The sequence below is a fragment of the Pseudomonadota bacterium genome (genome assembly GCA_026388275.1).
In the GTDB taxonomy this organism is placed as follows: domain Bacteria; phylum Desulfobacterota; class Syntrophorhabdia; order Syntrophorhabdales; family Syntrophorhabdaceae; genus JAPLKB01.
In genome coordinates this window covers 14,005-32,877 of the sequence record JAPLKB010000002.1, presented here as the reverse complement: position 1 = coordinate 32,877, position 18,873 = coordinate 14,005, and the positions used below count along the sequence as shown (strand labels likewise).

Sequence of the window (18,873 nt, the reverse complement as noted above, 5' to 3'; positions counted from 1 at the left end):
GGACGGGCACGCCTGGTAAAGGCCCCCAGTTCCAGATTTTCCATGACTGTCAGAGTAGAAAACAACCCCCTGCCTTCAGGAACCAGGGAGATGCCAATATCAACCATTTCCATGGGGCTTTTTCCGTCAATGCGGGCTCCCAGGAACTCTATCTGCCCGGAAGAGGGGCTTAACAAACCGGAGAGTGTCCTCAAAATAGTTGATTTTCCGGCGCCGTTGGATCCTATGATAGAGAAGACCTCACCCTCATGCACTTCATGCACTTTAAAGTTAACGTCCCACAGGGCCTGGGCGTCGCCATAGAAGACGTTCAGATTCGTTACGTTAAGTAATGGGTTCGCCAAGGTATGCCTCCACCACTTTCTTGTTTGTTGCTATTTCTTTGGATGTGCCTTCTGCGATCTTCTTTCCGTAATCCAGCACCACGATACGGTCACAGAGATTGAAAACAGCATCCATTTTATGTTCGATCCAGATGATTGATACACCGCGGGTTTTCCGTATTTTCTGAATGACGTCCATGATCTTTTCCGTTTCAGAGGGATTCAAACCGGCAAGGGGTTCATCCAGTAGAGCCAGTCCGGGTCTTGTCGCGATGGCCCTGGCTATCTCTATGAGTTTGCGGTCCGAGTATGTCAGATGTGCAGTTACAATATCCTTTACTTCCGATAGATTGAGGAGTTCCAGACACTCAAGGGCTTCATCCAGCGCCTTTTTCTTCCCGCTGCTTCTACCGTATATGGCGCCTACAAGCACGTTCTCTAAAACTGTCATGGTCTGGCAGATTCTGACAAGCTGAAATGTCCGGGCAACGCCTCTCCTGCATACCCGGTGGGGTTTAAGACCTAAAAGACTCTTTCCTTGAAACAGGATGGTTCCTCCGTCTGGCCGGTATACGCCGGTAATCACATTGAACATAGTGCTTTTGCCTGCCCCGTTAGGTCCGATAAGTCCAAGTATCTCTCCCTCATTCAACTGAAAGGAGACATCCTGAAGGACCCGGAGGCCGCCAAAATGTTTGCTCAGGTTTGATACCTCAAGAAGCATGATCCTGTAACCCCCTTATCATACCAATTCGCCTTCAATCATATAACTTCGCTACCTCCTCCTCGCTCTCCGCTATCCCCGGAGCTCACGTCGCCCCCTCCACCACGACCCGCTCTGCGGGTGCCCCGGCCGTCGAAGCCTCCTCCTCTCGCTCACCGTGTGAGCTAAATGAACCCTCTTACGCCTGCGTCGGCTCGTTGTTGCCCGGGTACCCTCTGGGTGCTATAAATGAATCCGAATTGGTATCAGTCCTTCAAGACACGGGAAGAATGATCCCCGTATCACATTAATATCAATATCCTTAATAAAGTGACAGGCCGCCATCATGTACTATCATCTGGCCTGTAATGAAAGCGCTGTCATCAGTCGCGAGAAAGAGCGCAAGTCCTACTAAGTCTTTCGGAACCCCAGGTCTTTTGAGACACCGACCCTGCAGCTGCAGTTCATCAAGAGGGGGCAAAGGTAATGCCTTGTTGCGATCGAACTTATCCCCTCCTTCTGAGTGGGTAAAGCCGGGAGCAATTGTATTTACGTTTATATTGAAATCGCCAAGTTCACGTGCCATACATCTGGTCAAGGCCATCACAGCTCCTTTTGATGCGACATAGTGAGGCATACCCGGCACGCCCTCCAGGATGGATGCCGAAGATAAATTAATAATCTTGCCTCCCTTCTTCTTCATGTAGGGGAAGACTGACTTAATACAGTGAAACACTCCGCTGGTATTGACTTCTATTATATGTTTAAACTCCTCACTGCTCAATTCTGTAAAAGGTTTTAGCACAATATTGGCAAACATTGCGGCGTTGTTAATGAGAATATCAATATGCCCGAAACTATCGAAAGCAGCTTTAGCCATAGCTATGCATTCCTGTTCATTGCTTACGTCCGTTTTGACAAAAAGCGCCTCGCTTCCAGCTTTATGCACACTTTTCGAGGTCTTGCTTCCGTCTGAAATGTCTGCAATGACGATCTTTGCACCTTCTTTTGCGAAACCAACTGCGAATGCCGCTCCAATTCCCTGGGAAGCCCCTGTTATAATTGCTACTTTACCCTTTAATCTCATACGTCCTCCTTTCAAAGAAAAACCTCCTTTGCCCTTCTTCAGGCAAAGGAGGCTTCATTACCTCCGTAGCATTGGAGAATTTCTCCCTTATCATATTTCCTCAATTGTACATGCACAATGAAATTCATGTCAAGCATTTTTTGACAGCGAATTGTCTAAAGATAAAGAGATGTATAAGTAAGAAGGGCGGTTGCAGCCGCCCTTCTGTTCCAGGACATCACTTTATGGCTCCCAGTTGTTTAAACAGCCCATAGATGTCCATCACATCCCAGTGTTCAGCAAGTTTCCCGTCCTGTACGCGAAAAATGTCTACTGCCTCGAAAGCGTAATTCTGCCCTGAGGCGGGTATTCCCAGCCACTCTTTCCTGAGTGTCCCTGCGTATGTTCCATACACCCATACCTCGTTGCCTTCGGCGACAATTTTCTTGAGCGTGTAATTCCAGTCAGGTACAGAGGCAAACCAGGTCGAGAAGAATTCCTTAAACCCGCTTGCGCCCTGTTTTACCAAAGGGTTGTGCTGAATATAGTCAGTCTTCACGAATTGTTCTACTGCAGACAGATCTTTTTTCACGAAAACAGACTCTGCAAATGCTCCGATTACCTTCTTATTGGTTTCTGCCAAATTCTCTGCCATTGCCATACCTCCTAAAGTAAAGATTAAGATAGCTAATAAGGCTATCCTTACTGCTAACCTTGTTATTGATCCTCCTTCCGTAATTTTTATTGCCGCAGCGGCATGCTGATCATTTTAGATGCTAATATTACTATTTGCAAGTAGGCACTTTTTTGTGATATACTACCCATATGGTAACTATAAGGAAAATTAAGCGTAAGGAGATGGTTTTCCATGAAATGGGATGTATATAATGAACATTGTCCTACAAGGATTGTTCTGGATAGGATTGCCGATAAATGGGCAGTCCTCGTTGTCGGTGCGCTTGAGGATAAAACGAAGAGGTTTGGAGAATTGCGACGGGAGATTGGCGGTGTGTCGCAGAAGATGCTAACCCAGACGCTTCGAGGGCTTGAGAGGGACGGCCTCGTGACCCGTGTTGTTTACGCCTCGGTGCCGCCGAAAGTGGAGTATTCACTTACCGACCTCGGGCGTACGCTGGTGCGTATACTTGAGGCTATACGCGAGTGGTCAGAAAATAACATTGAAAATGTTTTGAAAGCCCGGGATGGATACGACACCAAAGCTGTGTCCGAGATACCTGACGAATGAACGTTGCTGGTGTTCGAGACCCGGATAATGAAAACTGAAATTATAATAATGACGGATAGTTAGATATTATGAGATGGAAGAAACAGGTTTGTGAAAATTAAACTTGACAATTTATATTAAGAAATTGTACTACTATTTTTAAGGTAATGACGCCTCTTTTGCCCGATGAAGGGTAAAAGAGGTTTTTTGTTTCTTCGCTTAAGCGACGAACAAGAGGCATTACGTAAAAAAATGCAGACTTATATCGATAGCAGAAGTGCTGTCATGTTGGAGGTAATGATGCCTCTTTTGCCTGATGAAGGGCAAGAGAGGCATTTTTATATTTTAATGAGAGGTTTGACAAACAACGAAGATCAAAGCATCAAATGCTTAAGCAAGGAGGTGCATGGCATAACAATAATGCTTAACCAGCGTTGATTCTCAAAAAATCTATTAAGGAGGAATCAAGATGCCGAAAGAATACAAAATGTACATTAATGGTGAGTGGGTAGATGCCCTTGACGGAGAGGTCTATGACGATCTCAACCCTTACACGGGCGAGGTTTTTGCAAAAGTGCCGTCGGGAAAGAAAGCTGACGCAAGGCGGGCTATTGATGCAGCAACAGCAGCATTTCCATCATGGTCGCATACGCTTCCTGCTGAACGTCAGGCTTTGTTCCTGAAGGCTGCCGACATTCTCGAAAAGAAACAGATGGAGATTGTCGGGATTCTTGCAGAAGAAACGGGCTGCACCTTTGGTTTTGCCATGTTCCAGACCATGTTCACCCCCGGTTTACTGCGCGAAGCGGCGGCACAGGCGCATCAGGCAACCGGTGAAATAATTCCTGCCGATCTGCCCGGTGCATTTTATATGGCAATACGCCAACCCGTGGGTGTGGTTGCAGGCATTGGGCCGTGGAATGCGCCTTTGATCCTGTCACTGCGTTCTATCTGCATGCCTATTGCTTATGGAAATACAGCGGTTCTTAAGCCCTCAACGGAGGCGGCTGCAGCGGGCGGCGTAGTGCTTGCAGAGGTTTTTCATGAAGCAGGTTTTCCAAAAGGTGTTTTGAATCTTGTTACCAACGGGCCTGGCGGAAGCAGTGAGATAGGAGACGAATTCATCGAACACCCGAAGGTGCGCCGTATCAACCTGACCGGTTCAACTGCAGTAGGACGTCAACTGGCTGAAAAAGCCGGCCGCTACCTGAAACGTGTTGCCCTGGAACTGGGCGGACAGAATCCCATGATCATCCTGCGCGATGCTAACATTGATGATGCTGTTAACGCTGCAGCATTCGGGGGGTTTCTCCATCAGGGACAGATTTGTATGTCAACGCGGCGGATCATTGTGGAAAAGCCCGTTGCAAAAGAATTTACTGAAAAATTTGTCGCAAAAGTTTCAACTTACAAGGTTGGTAACCCGAAGGAACCGGACACGATCATCGGACCTCTTATCAATAAGTCCCAGCTTGACCAGGTCAAAAACAGCGTAGATGCTGCTGTGCGTGACGGTGCGAAGATCCTTTTAGGCGGCAAGTCTGAGGGACCTTGTTACTATCCTACAATACTGGCTAATGCAAAGCTCAGTACACCATTTTCCTGTGAAGAGACCTTTGGCCCGGTAGTTTCGGTAATCGAGGTTGAAAATGTTGAGGATGCAATCGCAGTTGCAAACGATACCATGTACGGACTTTCTGCTGCTGTTTTCACCAATGATTTAGCCAAAGGCCTGGCCATCGCTGAACGCATCGAATCCGGAATGGTTCATATAAACGATCAGACGGTTCATGATGAACCGCAGGTGCCATTCGGAGGTGTGAAGGATAGCGGTTGGGGCCGGTTCGGCGGCAAAGCTGCACTGGAGGAGTTTACTGAACTGCGTTGGATCAGTATGCAGCTCACTCCGCGCCAGTATCCGTTCTGATGTGTTTGATTAACCCGGTACTGTGCATGCAATAAAGGAAGAAGAAGATGAATGCAAAAAGTATATACTCGATGTTTATTGGTTGAACTGTGTTCATCGCTTTGTTTATGATTTTTTCTTTTGGCTGCCATGCAGGAAAAAAGATTGCTATCAAAAGGCGATCTCCCTGCATGGCTTTATATCAAATTGGACTGCCTGTTGATTTGATCAACTATAAAGGCAGAGCTCTGTCTGTACGACCGGTTGACATATATGAAAATAATAGAGTATGAATATGTATAAGATTTCCCATCAAGACACAACGGGGTTACAGCCGGAGAATATGGGTGCATATATTGAGACGGGTGTTGGAAAGACACATACAGGCAAGGATGCCGATATGGGCCGTAAGGCTGCGGTCGAAGCCCTTACACGGCTTAATCGTTTTAAACCGACGTTAACAATAGTGTTTGCCTCCTCAGAGCTTAACATTGAAGAAGTCAGCAGAGGGGTTGCCGAAATTGTCGGAGACTGTCCAATTATAGGCACGAGCACCGCAGGGGAAATAGCTGATGGGTATTTTTCGAGAAGCGTTGTCGTTGCCGTTATCGCCTCGCCGCATTTACGGATAAAGACAGGTATCGGCAGGCACGTTTCTTCTGATTACAAAAAGGCTGTCAGACAGGCATTGGCCGAAGCAGGGGTTTCAGAATATTTCAGCCCTGACCACCCTTTACATCAGATGCTGCACATGACAACATCAAGAGGGGCAGGGGTTTCACCTGTGTTTCTCATTATTTTCTCTCCGGGTGCAACAAAAAAACAGGCATCCTTAAGCCACGATATTCACACGGAACTCCGGAAGGCCTCGGTAAACCGTATTCCCATATTCGGAGGGAGTTCTTCCGACAATTTTCATTTTGAGGCAAATTTCCAGATACTTAATGATATGGTTTACAATGATGCCTTAGTCCTTGCTTTTGTGGAAACAGATATACTTTTCGGTCTCGGAACAGCCCATGGGTTTTCTCCTACAACAAAACGTGCATTAGTTACAAAGGCATCAGGACACATTGTTCACGAACTTGACGGGAGACCTGCAGTTGAGGTCTGTGCCGATTTGCTCGGCATACCTATTGAACATCTGGGGGACGGAGTGATCTGGTTCAGCCAGTTTCCCTTCGGTACCAGCGATTTATATGGCAACTGGCTCCTCAATGTTCCTGAATGTGTACTGCCCGATGGTTCTATACAATTCGGACCCCTGATGATGAATGATCAGGTACTTACGCTGATGCGGGCAGCCAGAGACGATATAGTTCAGGCAGGGCTTGCCGCCTATAACAAGGCCATCCACCAGGGAGGTTTAAAAAAGCCGTCTTTTGCAATGATGTTTTCCTGTGCCTTAAGAAAGAGATTGATGGGGCCTGACGAGTCAAAAGAAATGGACCTCCTTCGCAAAAAAGCCAGGATTCCTGTATGTGGATATTATACCTTCGGTGAGCAGGGTCTTTCTGATGACGGACTGCCGGTTTTCCAGAACCAATCGGTTTCAACGCTTGTTTTTTCAGATGAGCTGAACCCTGTTACTGCATTGATGCACAAAGGAAAACGCATTTATTACGAATTTACGTCGCGGCTGAACAAAAGAGAAGCTCAGATGAAAATAATGAGTAAAATTAATCAGATTATTCAGGAAGAAACCGATGTGATGCATCTTGTTGCCCGGCTGTCAGACAGGCTCAGCAGCCTGTTTCCCTGGGCAGTCTGGAGATTTTACCTGCCCGCAGAAAACCGGAATACCTTTTCGATAGCTGAAACTCAGGACAACGATGGATTTCCTGTACAGATAAACAGTAAGCAAATACCCTCCGGTTTTACCTCAATTTTCCTTGACAGCCAGAGCAGGCGGTTCGGGATATTGCTATTGGAAAAGAAGACCAATATTGTTTTGCCCGAAGAAGAAGATATGGCCCTCGCAAAAACAATAGCAAGACTTATTGCCAGAGGTTTGCAGAGGATAGAGGTAGACAGAAAGCTGACCAATAAACTGGTTCAATTGGAAATTTTAAACCATTTGAGTAATGAAATTTCACGGTCTATTACAACAAATACAAAATTAAAAAATATTACAAGGCATATCAGACGTATCCTCAAACTTTCAATGGTAAGTCTCTGGCTCATTGACCCTGCCGGCGAGTTCCTTATAAAAGATGCATATGATGCGGACAAAGCATCTAAAGATATCTATTCCGAGAATGATGAAAGCCTTGCGCGGTGGCAGATTGAGCATTGCCAGCCCATTTCGATAGCCGATATACCGGTAAACAACTGTCCGGTGGAGATATCTGTTCCCTTTGCGACAGGCTTTATTTCGCTGCCTATTTCATACAAGGGACAAATAAGAGGAATACTAAACCTCTTCTGGAAAAAAGACAAAAAACTCTCCTTTCAGTATGACCGGATACAGGAAGACATGGAATTTCTATCGGGCGTTACCAATCAGCTTGCCATTTTTATAGAGAACAGGTATCTTCAGAAGCATAAAACATTCTTGAAGGAGATCCATCATCGGGTGAAAAACAATCTGCAAAATGTTGCCAGTATTTTACGGATGCAGATCAGACGCCTTGATGGAATCTCAGCAGAGCAGGCATTGAATGACAGCATATCGCGTATAATGAGCATTGCCGTCGTACATGAAACACTTTGCCAGGGTGAAATCGGTATGGTGGATCTGCAGAGGCTTATGGATAATGTAAGCAGGCTGTCTCTTGCGGGTCAGATTGAGCCCAGGATGACAGTGGATATACAGGGGCCGTCAATGATGATCCCCTCAAGAGAGGCCACATCCCTTGCCCTGATCATGAACGAACTGATCCAGAATGCTGCTCGTCATGCCTATAAAGGGCAGAGCGAAGGAAAACTTTCAATAATTCTTGGGGAGAAGGAAAACAACGTGTCGTTGACTGTTCAGGATGAAGGTTCAGGCCTGCCGCACGGCTTCAACCCTGATAAGGACGGTAATCTTGGTCTTACGATCGTCCGCACATTAGTTAAGGACGATCTGCGGGGCAGGTTTACGTTGAGAGGAGAGGGAAGAACTACCGCATGTATTGTATTTCCTTTATTGAAAAATTACTATGACCTGAAACTATGAGCTTTCGTATTTTAATCGCAGATGATGAACCCCTGATCCGGGTAGACCTGAAAGAATTGTTGGAGGGGATTGGCCATGAAGTGGTTGCCGAGGCACGGGACGGCAGAGAGGCCCTTGATCTGATAAAGCAGAAAAAACCTGATGTTGTCATACTGGACATAAAGATGCCCCATATTAGCGGCATAGACATGGCAAGAAAGATAGCAGACAGCTATCCCGTGATAATACTTACCGCCTATTCCGACCGCCATCTCATCGATCAGGCCAGAGATGCCGGTGTTATGGCATATCTTACAAAACCCTTCAGGGAGGAAAGCCTTTCTCCTGCCCTTGAATTGTCGGTAAGACATTTTCTGGAAAAATCCTCTCTTACAGAACGTATAGTACGACTCAAGGATGAACTTGAAACACGTAAACTTGTAGATAGGGCTAAGGGTCTCCTGATGGATAAGGAACATCTCACAGAGTCACAGGCATACCGCAGGATTCAGAAGATCAGTATGGACAAAAATAAGTCGCTCAAAGAAGTTTCAGAAGCTATTATTACTATGCTCGGGTAGAACGTTTGTGCCAATTATCAATCCAAATGATTCTCTACAGCTTGCTGCAGGATTACTACTTTCCCTCGCCCCTCCGGGGGAGAGGGCGGGGTGAGGGGGGTATGAGCCTCTTTCCAGTGATACGCCGCAGCTTCCTGCGTGGAGGTTCATTCAATCTGTTGCAGGTAAACCCTGCAAAGCCCTTTGATTTTATTGCCCCGCCGGGTCAATACCCCGAAGCTTGCTTCGAAATGGTTCCATATTCTTGCTTTTGATACCCCGTCCGCTTGCGGCGGGGTGATTCATTTCACATAGACAATAAGAGGTTAATTGGAATAAGATGATTGCCCCGTATGCTCATAACCAATCTTGATAAAACTTTAAAAATGTTTATACTATGCATAGTAAACAATAAAATTGGAGGTTTTGTATGAACCAGATGAAGACTTTCTTTCTGATGGTTATTTTAACAATAATTTTTGTTGCCCTTGGAGGCATGATAGGAGGAAGCACTGGCGCTTCAGTCATGTTTCTCATTGCCCTTGTCATGAACCTTGTGAGTTACTGGTTTTGCGACAAGATTGTCCTTTCCATGTACGGTGCAAAAGAGGCATCCCAAAGCGAATTTCCCCAATTGTACAGTATTATTTATAATCTTTCCCAAAAAGCATCTATTCCCATGCCCAGGGTTTATATTATAGACAGTGAGAGTCCAAATGCTTTTGCAACCGGCAGAGACCCGTCAAAAGGTGTAGTGGCTGTTACGCGAGGGATTATGCGGATATTAAGCCTGGATGAACTTGAAGGTGTTCTTGCGCATGAGATATCCCACATTAAGCACAGGGATATACTCATACAAACAGTTGCAGCAACGCTGGCGGGTGCGATTACCATGATTGCCAACTGGGCGCGTTTTGCTGCATTTTTCAGCGGAGGGAATAGTGATGATGAAGGCGGCGGCAATATATTAAGTGTGATCATTTTTTCAATAATAGCCGCTTTTGCTGCCATGCTTATTCAGCTTGCAATTTCAAGGTCAAGGGAATATCTTGCTGATGACGGCGGAGCAAGGCTCACAGGGAATCCGCTGTTTTTATCGAATGCCTTAAAAAAACTCCATGCAGGCATTATACGCAGTCCGATGAACGATGCAAACCCCTCTACTGCTCCACTCTTTATCATGAACCCCTTTACTGCAAAGGGGGTGCTCTCACTTTTCAGCACCCATCCTCCAATAGAAGAAAGAATCAAGAGATTGGAGGATATGGCATATAGAAAATAATTTCGGTAGCACTTTAAGAACGATATGTATTCAGGCAATTAAGAAAGTAGAGGACGGCAGTTTCCTTGATGAGACTTTAGACCGTTCATTTTCAAGGCATAAACTTACAGAGACACAAAAAGGCCTGATTTACGAAATAGTGTCCGGAGTGGTGAGATGGAAGGGCTATCTTAACTGGATACTTTCCCGATACGCAAGAAAAACGGTAAAAAATGAACTAAAATATCTCCTGTGGATCAGCTTTTATCAGATTTCATTTATGAAAAAAGGAGTATATCACATTGTTAATGAATCGGTGGGCTATGCAAAAGATGAGCATGGCGTATATATCGGGAACTTTGTCAACGCAGTGCTGAGAAATTTTATCAGAGAAACAGAGGCTGTTAATCACAGGCCTATTCCAGACATAGATAAAACCGGAAATTTACACGATTCAATCCCGCCGGAAGCAGAACAATCCCAAATTTCAAATCCAAAATTTCAAATTTCAAATCTGTCTGTTCTTTATTCTTTTCCTGAATGGCTTGTCAACAGATGGCTTAAAAGGTTCGGGCATCATGAAACGATAAAGCTTCTTACTCTCTTAAATGAGCCCCCTGAATTCGGCATAAGAGTGAACCTTAACAAGATTTCGTGTGATGAAGTAATGCGCTGCCTTGAAGATAAAGGTATCGGAGTCAGGAAGGGGCGTTTCCTGGAATCAGCACTGTATGTTGACAGATTAAGCCTTGTGTTGAAAGATGAGCTTTTTAAAAAAGGCCTTATTCATATTCAGGATGAAGCCTCTCAACTTGCCTGCTTATCAATCCAGTCTGAAAAAGGTGGTCTTGTATTGGATGCATGTGCAGGGCAGGGAACCAAAACAGAACAAATGAAAGAACAGCTTAATTTAAAGGCAATCGTTGCAATGGACAATGAAATGAAGCGGTTAAAATTCATAACCTCCACGATAAATCGTGTAGAAGGTGATGCTGCCTGTAGTCCCTTCAAGGACGGAGTTTTTGATGCAGTCCTCCTTGATGCCCCATGTTCTTCTTTTGGCATTATCAGGAAACATCCTGAAATAAAATGGCGAAGAAAAGAAAAGGATATTGCCGTATTCGGTGAATATCAATTCAACTTATTAAAATCTTTATGGACAAAACTGAAAACAGGCGGCCATCTTGTCTACAGTGTTTGTTCTTTTGAACCTGAAGAGACTGTCTCTGTTATAAATAGGTTCAAAAAAGAAGAATCATTTATACTTGAAAATCCTTTACCGTTCCTGTTTAATAAAAATATGGAATATTATTTATCTTTACCGCATGAAACAGCAATGGACGGATTTTTTATAGCAAGGCTTAAAAAGATATGAATTGGCTAAAGGTTTTCTTATATTTAGGGGTGGTTATAGCAGTTTTTTTAATGTCAGGATATTTTACGGTAAGCATTCTGCTCAAAACAGGAGGAATCGTTATATGCCCGGACGTGCGGGGAAAAACTGTCGACGATGCAAAGCAATTAGCTAAGAGTAAGGGGTTGTCCCTTTCCGTGGTGAAATATGAAAGGAGAAATGATGTTCCCTATAATCATATTACAGTACAGAAGCCTGAAGCAAATATATCTACCAGAAAGGGAAGGGTTGTACTTGTAATTGTATCTGAAGGGCCGGAACTTGTCCGGGTTCCGGGACTGACAGGACAACCAATAGACAATATTGCAGAGATGATGAAAGGAATAAACTTGGTAGTTGAGAAAATAATTTATGTACCAAACCAAAAAGTCGACAAAATAATTGCCCAGATACCAAAGGCTGGGGAAGACATGCTTGAAGGGAAAGGAATAACGCTTTTTGTCGGCGTAGAGCAAAAAACACTTTATATGATGCCGGATTTAAAAGAGTTGGAACTGTCTGAGCTTTTGAACGAAGTAAATAGAAAAGGCATAAAACACAAAATAACATACGAGAAAAGCGGATATAGCTTGCGTTTAAAACCGTCTATAAATGCATCTATTCCTTTAAAAACCATATTTAACACAGATGATGAGATAGAATTCAAAGTAATTACCGGAGGATAATATGAATAAAATCAAGATTGCCCCTTCCATCCTTTCATGCAATTTTTTAACACTTGAAAAGGAGATAAAATCAGTCGAAAAAGCCGGAGCAGACCTGATACATATAGATGTAATGGATGGCCATTTTGTTCCGAACATAACAATTGGCCCTATGTTTGTTGAGGTCATAAGGAAAATTACAAAAAAAACACTTGATGTACACCTGATGATCGAAAACCCTGAGAAGTTTGTAAATGCTTTTATAGATGCCGGTGCGGATATTGTTACAGTTCATATTGAGACTGACCCTCATATCCTTAGAACGATAGATGTGATTAAATCATGTGGTGCAAAGGCAGGCATAACCTTGAATCCATCGACACCGCTTGAGATGATCGAATATGCCCTTCCTGAAGCAGATCTTTTGCTCATCATGACAGTAAATCCCGGATTCAGCGGGCAATCTTATATCCAGTCTATGGATAAAAAAATTATAAGAGCGCGGGAGATGATAAAAAAAACCGGGAAGGCAATCGATCTCCAGGTAGACGGCGGCTTAAAGGCCTCAAATGCGAGAAAAGTTGTTGAAGCAGGTGCAAATATACTGGTTATGGGCACAGAGATATTCCACAGCAAAAACTACAAGCAGAAAATAGATGAAATAAGGAAAAATATTGCAGAGGTGGAGTCTGGATCTAAAAAAACAAAAAATATATAAAAAGGTCTTTGAGATTGCCTGCAAAACCCTTTCAGATTCGGATTGCGAAGCCCGATTTGTCAATGCAGGAGTTACCTATGAGAAAATACAGGATCAGTACAGCGTTGATGTATCTTATTTTGATGAAATAATTACGCTTAAGATACCTGAATTTTTATTCAAAAGCTCAAAAGGGGCAAATGTTACACTTGTAACAAAGATTATTATCCTTCATTATATTAATACCGCCACTGGTTCATTGTCCGGTCTTGATAAAGTATCCTATGTGGATATACCGGGATTAGCGGGATATTTACATGTTTTTGAACAAAGGGTGTCCCGCCCTCTTATTACAGCCTTCGGGTCTGATAAGCATGTTTTTCTTGAGACCGGTGAAGCTATAGGAGGAATAAAAGAGGAATACGGCGATGCATCTTTTACTCTCTATGCTCTTCCGAGAATACCTATTACATTTATTCTGTGGGAAGGTGATGAAGAATTTCCACCTTCCTTGAAAATACTTTTTGATCCTTCCATTACAGGATATCTGCCTCTCGAAGATATAACAGTCATATCAAAGCTTGCATCAACAAGGATAATAAAAGAAGCCAGATTAAGACATTGCGGAATTTAAAAAATCTAAACAAGCATGTGTGCAGATGATAGCTACAGGTATTATGGTTATTGACTTTCTTAGACTTTTTATGCTTAAGTAATAGTTTCGATAAGTAATAACTCAGAGGGAATTGAGGTGAGAACATGAAAAGAACATACCAGCCTCACAATAAGAGCATGAAAAGAACGCATGGCTTTCTTGTGAGAATGAGGACAGCTTCAGGAAGAGAAGTATTAAGAAGAAGAAGGGCCAAAGGAAGAAAACAACTGACTGTATAATATCCTTGTGTGGTAGATAGCGGGTAACCAATAAATTAAGACCATAATTATCAACCCATAAAAATATCACATGGTAACCGATGTAAATGGAATACTGTCTTACAAAAAAAGAACGACTGAATAAAAAGGATTTTCGGGGTATAAAATGGGTAAAGAGTGCGGAAACACACAATTTTATACTTTTATTATATAGAAATAAAAACAGTATAAAAAAGATTGGGGTAACGATAAGGAAAAAGGTAGGGGGGGCAGTTTTCAGGAATCGGATGAGGAGGCTTATAAAGGAATATTTTAGGCTTAATAAGTCACTTTTTAAAGATTGTCATAACCACCTTATCAAGGTAAAGAAATCACCCCAAAAGTTGACATGGATTGATGTAAATAGAGAATTGCAAGAATTATTAAATGGACATGCCCGATAATGAAAAAATACGTAATACGGTTAATAAATCTATACAGTATTTTCCTATCCCCTCTGATCCCCACTGAATGCCGGTATTATCCTACCTGTTCGTGTTATATGAAAGAAGCGATAGAAAAAAAGGGTCTTGGTTTAGGCGTACTGCTGGGATTAAAAAGAATTTTAAAGTGTAACCCTTTGTATCCCGGTGGATATGATCCGGTTAAATAGCGGAGGCATTGAATGGAAAAGCGTACCATAATAGCCCTGGTTCTGGCAGTTGTCATAATTTTTTTGTTTCAGACTTACTTTGCTCCAAAACCACAACAACCACCACAACAACCAACTGAGCAGTCCCAAAAGAAAGAACAGGCAAAGGAAGGGGAAAAAAATAAAACACAGACTATAGCCAAAGAAGAAGTGCAAAAGGGAGAAATAAAACAAAAAGGAAAGGGCATTACATCTAAACCTGAAATAGAAGCAAAACCCCCGAAAGATATATTTGTTGAAACTCCTTTTTTTAAGGTTACGTTGACGGACCTTGGAGGAGGTATAAAAAACGTAAAATTAAAACAATACAAGGAAAATGTTAAAGACGACAAGGACAAAGAGATGATCGAGGATGTAAATCCCTATGTCTATCTACCCGCAATTTCCAGAATTGTTAATAATGAAACGATAAATGACAAAACCAGCTTTAAATCGGACAGGGATAATGTGACAATAAAAGATAAGCCGGAGAAAATTATTTTTACCGGTGTATTCAGCGACGGCAAAAAAATTAAAAAAACATATACATTCTATCCTGATACGTACACTATTGACATGGATGTTGAAGTCCAGGACATTGATAAAAATACAATACGCATTGATTTTGCAACAATAAACAGCAAAAAAACATCAAGCTATACATTTAAGGGACCATTTGTTTTTAATGGTAAAAAATTTGAGCAGATAGAAAAGATCGAGAAGAACATTGAAATTGATAAAAATTTCAAATATGCAGGCCTTGATGAAGGTTTTTTTGCTTTTATCTATATGCCTCAAGACAACTCCGGTGTACCTCTTACCATCCTTAAAACTGAAACAGGTATCCCAATCCTGAGATTACAATCGAATAAAGAAAATATTTCGGCAAAGTTGTACTTTGGTCCAAAACAGAGCGATATATTGAAAAGCCTCAATGTAAAAGCTGAAAAAATTATAGATTTCGGCTGGTTTGATATTATCGCAAAACCGCTGATTCTTGGTATGAACTATAGCAATAAAGTAACGCACAACTATGGAATAGATATTATCCTTCTGACCATACTAATCAAAATTATTTTTTATCCGTTGAGCGTAAAGAGCTTCAAGTCAATGAATAATATGAAAAAGCTGCAGCCGCGGATTCAACAATTGAGGGAGAAATATAAGAATGACAAACAAAAGTTGAACCAGGAGATGATGGATATTTACAAAAGAGAAGGCGTAAATCCTATGGGAGGATGCCTCCCGATGGTTATTCAGATTCCCGTATTTTTTGCCCTGTATAAAGCACTTTCCAGCGCAATAGAACTGCGTCATACTCCGTTTATGCTGTGGATTAATGATCTCTCTGCGCCTGAAGATTTATATTCTTTTACTGTCCTTGGATATTCCTTACCAATAAGAATTTTACCGTTAATTATGGGTGTTACTCAGGTCATTCAGCAGAAAATGACCCCAACCACTGCCGACCCCATGCAGGAAAAGATGATGCTTTTTATGCCCATCCTTTTCACATTCCTTTTCTGGGGATTTCCTGCGGGACTTGTTCTGTACTGGCTGGTAAATAATGTAATATCCATTGGACAACAATACTACATTAATAAAAAAGTCTCTTAAGGGGGCAATATGGATTTTATAGAAGTAGAAGGCAAAACTTATGAAGATGCAATTAGAAAGGCTTCACTTGAATTAAATGCCGAAGAAAGAGACCTTGAAATAGATGTTAAGGAAATAGACACAAAGGGTATCCTTGGTTTTCTCGGCAGTAAAAAAGTAAGAATTACGGCAAGAATTAAAAAAATAGACTCTCCTGAAATAGATATGTTGAAAGTAAATACTCTTGATTCAAACGTGCCGGAGACAGACACCATTGAGGAATATGGCAAGTTTTTTTTAGAGGAGTTGAGCAAATTTGTCGATCTGAATTTTAATATAAAAGTCACAAATACGCCTGAAAGACTGATGTTTCTTATACAATGTGACCATGGAGATATATTGATCGGGAAAGACGGAGAAACGCTTGAAGCTCTCCAGCATATCCTCAGACTTGCTATTGCAAAGCGATATAAACAGGGTTTGAAACTTCTCGTAGATATTAACGGCTACAGAGAAAAACGGAAAAAAGGTCTGACAATAATGGTAAAAAGACTGGCAGACAAAGTTAAAAGGACTGGCAGGATTCAAAAAACAGATCCTCTTAATCCTTACGAGAGAAGGGTGGTTCATACACTTTTTAAGAACAATAGAAATGTAAGCACGAAAAGCGAGGGTGAAGGGCATACAAAACGGGTAGTTATTTCACCTAGAAAAAAGAATATGAATGGAAAAAGATGATACCGTATGTGCCATTTCAACCCCTGTTGGTGAGGGTGGGATCGGTATAGTCAGAATGAGCGGGCAGCTTGCCCACCCTATAATAAAGAAGATATTTAAGCCAAAGAAAAATATAAATTTTTATCAACCACGCACCCTATACCTTGGTCACATTACGAATCCGGATAGAAATAAGATAATTGATGAAGTGTTTGCAGTATTCATGTATGCACCGAATACTTATACAAAAGAGGATATTGCAGAGGTTTATTCCCATGGCGGGTACGCTACCCAGAAAAATATTCTGGCCGCTATGATCGCGCAAGGCGCAAGGCTTGCCGAACCTGGTGAATTCACGAAAAGGGCCTTTCTCAATGGTAGAATAGATTTACTCCAGGCGGAATCTGTCCTCGATATCGTTCAGAGTGAAACAGATGAAGAATTAAAAAATGCTGTTGAGCAGCTGGAGGGGGGATTATCGGTTAAAATTAACAGTCTTAAAGGGGACATCAAAGAAGCATTGATTGAAATAGATGCGCTCATAGATTTCCCTGAAGAAGATGTGGAAATAGACAAAAAGAGGATGCTCTTAAGCCTGACAAGGGCAAACAGGGAGATTGAAATACTGGTAAATTCTTATTATGAAGGCAAAGCAATTAAGCACGGTCTGGAGGTCCTTATTGTCGGTAAGACAAATGTCGGCAAATCAAGCCTTTTGAATGCACTGCTCCTCAAAGAAAAAGCAATTGTGACGCCATTTCCTGGAACTACACGTGATCTGATAGAAGACATACTTTATATAAGAGGCATAAAAGTAAAGATAATTGATACAGCAGGATTACGGAATTCCGGAGATGAAGTCGAAAAAGAAGGTGTAGAGAGGGTCAGTCGGAAAATACCCCAAGCAGACCTCATTATTTGGGTTCTCGATGGTTCGGACATATATTCCCCTGAAGACGAAGGTGTTTTATTAAAAATCAGGGATATGTCCATTATGCTTGTTATCAACAAAATTGATCTGCCACAGAGACTCGATTATGCTATTTTGAGATCCAGGAATCTCCGATGGATTGAAATATCAGCTTTATTAGATATAGGACTCGAAGGGCTTAAAGAAGAAATATACCGGATATTGATGGAAAAGGGTTTTAAAAGAAGCGGTGTGCTTATTTCGAATATAAGACACAGAAATGCCCTTGAAAAGGCTGGAGAAGCTGTCGGCAGGGCAATTGCATGTATAAAAGAAAAGGAGCCGATAGAATTTGCAGCCTTTGAGCTTCAGGAATCCCTCTTGCATTTTGGGGAAATTACAGGTGAAACATGTCCTGATGAGATTTTACAGAGCATTTTCGCCAGGTTTTGTATCGGAAAATGAATTGCTGCCTTGCCGTAAGCGGACTACAATATAAAGATAAAAACTAAAAAAAGCTTTTGCAGTAGGCTATAAGAAACCTGTCCAGCGAAATTTAAAAAAAAGTATTAAGACATTAACTGAATTGTATCTCTGATTGCTGCCAGAGCTTCTTCAGCTCTTGAGCCTGTCGCCAGAAAACGCACCTCCTCATCTTTAGAAAAATCCAACAAAACAGGACAAAGGATTGACTTTATGTTTAAGTTTTTTCTTCCGGCAATAATAAAGTTATAGAATTTCATTCTGTCTTTATTTATATATATTTCACAATCATAATTATGTGCAATGTCGGATAGGACAGCGGTTTTTATTTGCTTCTTTTTTCCCGTTCTTATATGCATTTTGGTAAAACCGTTGGCCTCAAGACTTTCCCTTTCTTCACGCCATATATGGGCATACTTGCTTATCCATTCTTTGGAAGCGGCATCTTTACCTATATCGTGTCCCTCCTCTTCTGAACGAAACCATTTATATTGTAATATCTGATCTGTTTGTTCTTTGCAATCCATGCACTGCTTTTCACTCATCCAGTCGGCTTCGTAGTTATCCAGAAAATCTCTTAAAGCTTCTTCAAAGGATACCTCCTTCCCCTGCTGCTCAGAGAGGTACCACTTGTGTTTTTCAATTGCCTTCAATTCAGAGGGTATAAGGTTAATTTCTTCTTTCAT

The 18,873-nt window shown here is 42.1% G+C and carries 20 protein-coding genes; 15 read left to right on the top strand and 5 right to left on the bottom strand.

Features of this window, described 5'->3' with window-relative positions:
• The 4 genes from NT010_00305 to NT010_00290 form a co-directional block, all read right to left on the bottom strand.
• A partial coding sequence (locus NT010_00305) for an ATP-binding cassette domain-containing protein (protein MCX5804497.1) occupies positions 1-344 on the bottom strand: 344 nt, incomplete at its 3' end.
• Positions 325-1,047, bottom strand: coding sequence for an ABC transporter ATP-binding protein (locus NT010_00300; GenBank protein ID MCX5804496.1), 723 nt, complete (start codon positions 1,045-1,047; stop codon positions 325-327). The genes NT010_00300 and NT010_00305, both read right to left, overlap by 20 nt.
• Before the next feature lie 301 nt (positions 1,048-1,348).
• Positions 1,349-2,113: an SDR family oxidoreductase gene (locus NT010_00295; protein MCX5804495.1), complete on the bottom strand. Its 765-nt coding sequence runs from the start codon at positions 2,111-2,113 to the stop codon at positions 1,349-1,351.
• Positions 2,114-2,330: 217 nt separating this feature from the next.
• Positions 2,331-2,747, bottom strand: a complete 417-nt coding sequence (locus tag NT010_00290) for an ester cyclase (protein MCX5804494.1) — start codon at positions 2,745-2,747, stop codon at positions 2,331-2,333.
• A 213-nt stretch (positions 2,748-2,960) separates the two neighbouring features.
• Here NT010_00290 and NT010_00285 point away from each other — a divergent pair, with 213 nt between their 5' ends.
• The 15 genes from NT010_00285 (at position 2,961) to mnmE (ending at position 18,169) form a co-directional block, all read left to right on the top strand.
• The gene (locus NT010_00285; GenBank protein ID MCX5804493.1) at positions 2,961-3,338 is read left to right on the top strand and encodes a helix-turn-helix domain-containing protein; all 378 of its coding nucleotides are present in this window, start codon (positions 2,961-2,963) and stop codon (positions 3,336-3,338) included.
• A gap of 186 nt (positions 3,339-3,524) precedes the next feature.
• Positions 3,525-3,755 (top strand): hypothetical protein, encoded by a 231-nt coding sequence (locus NT010_00280; GenBank protein MCX5804492.1) that lies wholly within the window; start codon positions 3,525-3,527, stop codon positions 3,753-3,755.
• Between the two features lie 31 nt (positions 3,756-3,786).
• The gene (locus NT010_00275) at positions 3,787-5,244 is read left to right on the top strand and encodes an aldehyde dehydrogenase family protein (GenBank protein MCX5804491.1); all 1,458 of its coding nucleotides are present in this window, start codon (positions 3,787-3,789) and stop codon (positions 5,242-5,244) included.
• Positions 5,245-5,566: 322 nt separating this feature from the next.
• Entirely contained in the window at positions 5,567-8,383 is a 2,817-nt protein-coding gene (locus NT010_00270; protein MCX5804490.1) for an FIST C-terminal domain-containing protein, read from the top strand.
• Entirely contained in the window at positions 8,380-8,943 is a 564-nt protein-coding gene (locus NT010_00265) for a response regulator (GenBank protein MCX5804489.1), read from the top strand. Before NT010_00270 ends, NT010_00265 begins: the two co-directional genes overlap by 4 nt.
• A gap of 409 nt (positions 8,944-9,352) precedes the next feature.
• Positions 9,353-10,204 (top strand): zinc metalloprotease HtpX, encoded by an 852-nt coding sequence (htpX, locus tag NT010_00260; GenBank protein MCX5804488.1) that lies wholly within the window; start codon positions 9,353-9,355, stop codon positions 10,202-10,204.
• Positions 10,205-10,226: 22 nt separating this feature from the next.
• Positions 10,227-11,558: a 16S rRNA (cytosine(967)-C(5))-methyltransferase RsmB gene (gene rsmB / locus NT010_00255; GenBank protein ID MCX5804487.1), complete on the top strand. Its 1,332-nt coding sequence runs from the start codon at positions 10,227-10,229 to the stop codon at positions 11,556-11,558.
• 50 nt (positions 11,559-11,608) lie between these two features.
• The gene (locus NT010_00250; GenBank protein ID MCX5804486.1) at positions 11,609-12,262 is read left to right on the top strand and encodes a PASTA domain-containing protein; all 654 of its coding nucleotides are present in this window, start codon (positions 11,609-11,611) and stop codon (positions 12,260-12,262) included.
• A 1-nt stretch (position 12,263) separates the two neighbouring features.
• The gene (gene rpe, locus NT010_00245; protein ID MCX5804485.1) at positions 12,264-12,959 is read left to right on the top strand and encodes a ribulose-phosphate 3-epimerase; all 696 of its coding nucleotides are present in this window, start codon (positions 12,264-12,266) and stop codon (positions 12,957-12,959) included.
• Entirely contained in the window at positions 12,916-13,572 is a 657-nt protein-coding gene (locus NT010_00240; protein MCX5804484.1) for a DUF3786 domain-containing protein, read from the top strand. Before rpe ends, NT010_00240 begins: the two co-directional genes overlap by 44 nt.
• 125 nt (positions 13,573-13,697) lie before the next feature.
• Positions 13,698-13,832 carry a 50S ribosomal protein L34 gene (gene rpmH / locus NT010_00235; protein MCX5804483.1) on the top strand — a complete coding sequence of 45 codons (135 nt, stop codon included), beginning with the start codon at positions 13,698-13,700 and terminating at the stop codon, positions 13,830-13,832.
• A gap of 418 nt (positions 13,833-14,250) precedes the next feature.
• On the top strand, positions 14,251-14,463 hold the full coding sequence (yidD, locus tag NT010_00230) for a membrane protein insertion efficiency factor YidD (protein MCX5804482.1): 213 nt from the start codon (positions 14,251-14,253) through the stop codon (positions 14,461-14,463).
• 12 nt (positions 14,464-14,475) lie between these two features.
• A complete protein-coding gene (gene yidC, locus NT010_00225) occupies positions 14,476-16,098 on the top strand; it encodes a membrane protein insertase YidC (GenBank protein MCX5804481.1) in 1,623 nt (540 codons plus the stop codon).
• Between the two features lie 9 nt (positions 16,099-16,107).
• A complete protein-coding gene (locus NT010_00220) occupies positions 16,108-16,815 on the top strand; it encodes a Jag N-terminal domain-containing protein (GenBank protein ID MCX5804480.1) in 708 nt (235 codons plus the stop codon).
• Positions 16,802-18,169, top strand: a complete 1,368-nt coding sequence (gene mnmE, locus NT010_00215) for a tRNA uridine-5-carboxymethylaminomethyl(34) synthesis GTPase MnmE (protein MCX5804479.1) — start codon at positions 16,802-16,804, stop codon at positions 18,167-18,169. Before NT010_00220 ends, mnmE begins: the two co-directional genes overlap by 14 nt.
• A gap of 104 nt (positions 18,170-18,273) precedes the next feature.
• Here the strand turns inward: mnmE and NT010_00210 are convergent, their stop codons facing one another.
• The gene (locus NT010_00210; GenBank protein ID MCX5804478.1) at positions 18,274-18,873 is read right to left on the bottom strand and encodes an HPr family phosphocarrier protein; all 600 of its coding nucleotides are present in this window, start codon (positions 18,871-18,873) and stop codon (positions 18,274-18,276) included.

Coding starts and splice junctions, on each gene's coding strand:
- NT010_00270 (MCX5804490.1), top strand. CDS start 5,567: ATGGGTGCATATATTGAGACGGGTGTTGGAAAGACACATACAGGCAAG.
- NT010_00220 (MCX5804480.1), top strand. CDS start 16,108: ATGGATTTTATAGAAGTAGAAGGCAAAACTTATGAAGATGCAATTAGA.
- rpe (MCX5804485.1), top strand. CDS start 12,264: ATGAATAAAATCAAGATTGCCCCTTCCATCCTTTCATGCAATTTTTTA.
- NT010_00250 (MCX5804486.1), top strand. CDS start 11,609: ATGTCAGGATATTTTACGGTAAGCATTCTGCTCAAAACAGGAGGAATC.
- NT010_00265 (MCX5804489.1), top strand. CDS start 8,380: ATGAGCTTTCGTATTTTAATCGCAGATGATGAACCCCTGATCCGGGTA.
- NT010_00300 (MCX5804496.1), bottom strand. CDS start 1,047: ATGCTTCTTGAGGTATCAAACCTGAGCAAACATTTTGGCGGCCTCCGG.
- yidC (MCX5804481.1), top strand. CDS start 14,476: ATGGAAAAGCGTACCATAATAGCCCTGGTTCTGGCAGTTGTCATAATT.
- NT010_00210 (MCX5804478.1), bottom strand. CDS start 18,873: ATGAAAGAAGAAATTAACCTTATACCCTCTGAATTGAAGGCAATTGAA.
- htpX (MCX5804488.1), top strand. CDS start 9,353: ATGAACCAGATGAAGACTTTCTTTCTGATGGTTATTTTAACAATAATT.
- NT010_00295 (MCX5804495.1), bottom strand. CDS start 2,113: ATGAGATTAAAGGGTAAAGTAGCAATTATAACAGGGGCTTCCCAGGGA.
- mnmE (MCX5804479.1), top strand. CDS start 16,802: ATGGAAAAAGATGATACCGTATGTGCCATTTCAACCCCTGTTGGTGAG.
- rpmH (MCX5804483.1), top strand. CDS start 13,698: ATGAAAAGAACATACCAGCCTCACAATAAGAGCATGAAAAGAACGCAT.
- NT010_00290 (MCX5804494.1), bottom strand. CDS start 2,747: ATGGCAGAGAATTTGGCAGAAACCAATAAGAAGGTAATCGGAGCATTT.
- NT010_00275 (MCX5804491.1), top strand. CDS start 3,787: ATGCCGAAAGAATACAAAATGTACATTAATGGTGAGTGGGTAGATGCC.
- NT010_00285 (MCX5804493.1), top strand. CDS start 2,961: ATGAAATGGGATGTATATAATGAACATTGTCCTACAAGGATTGTTCTG.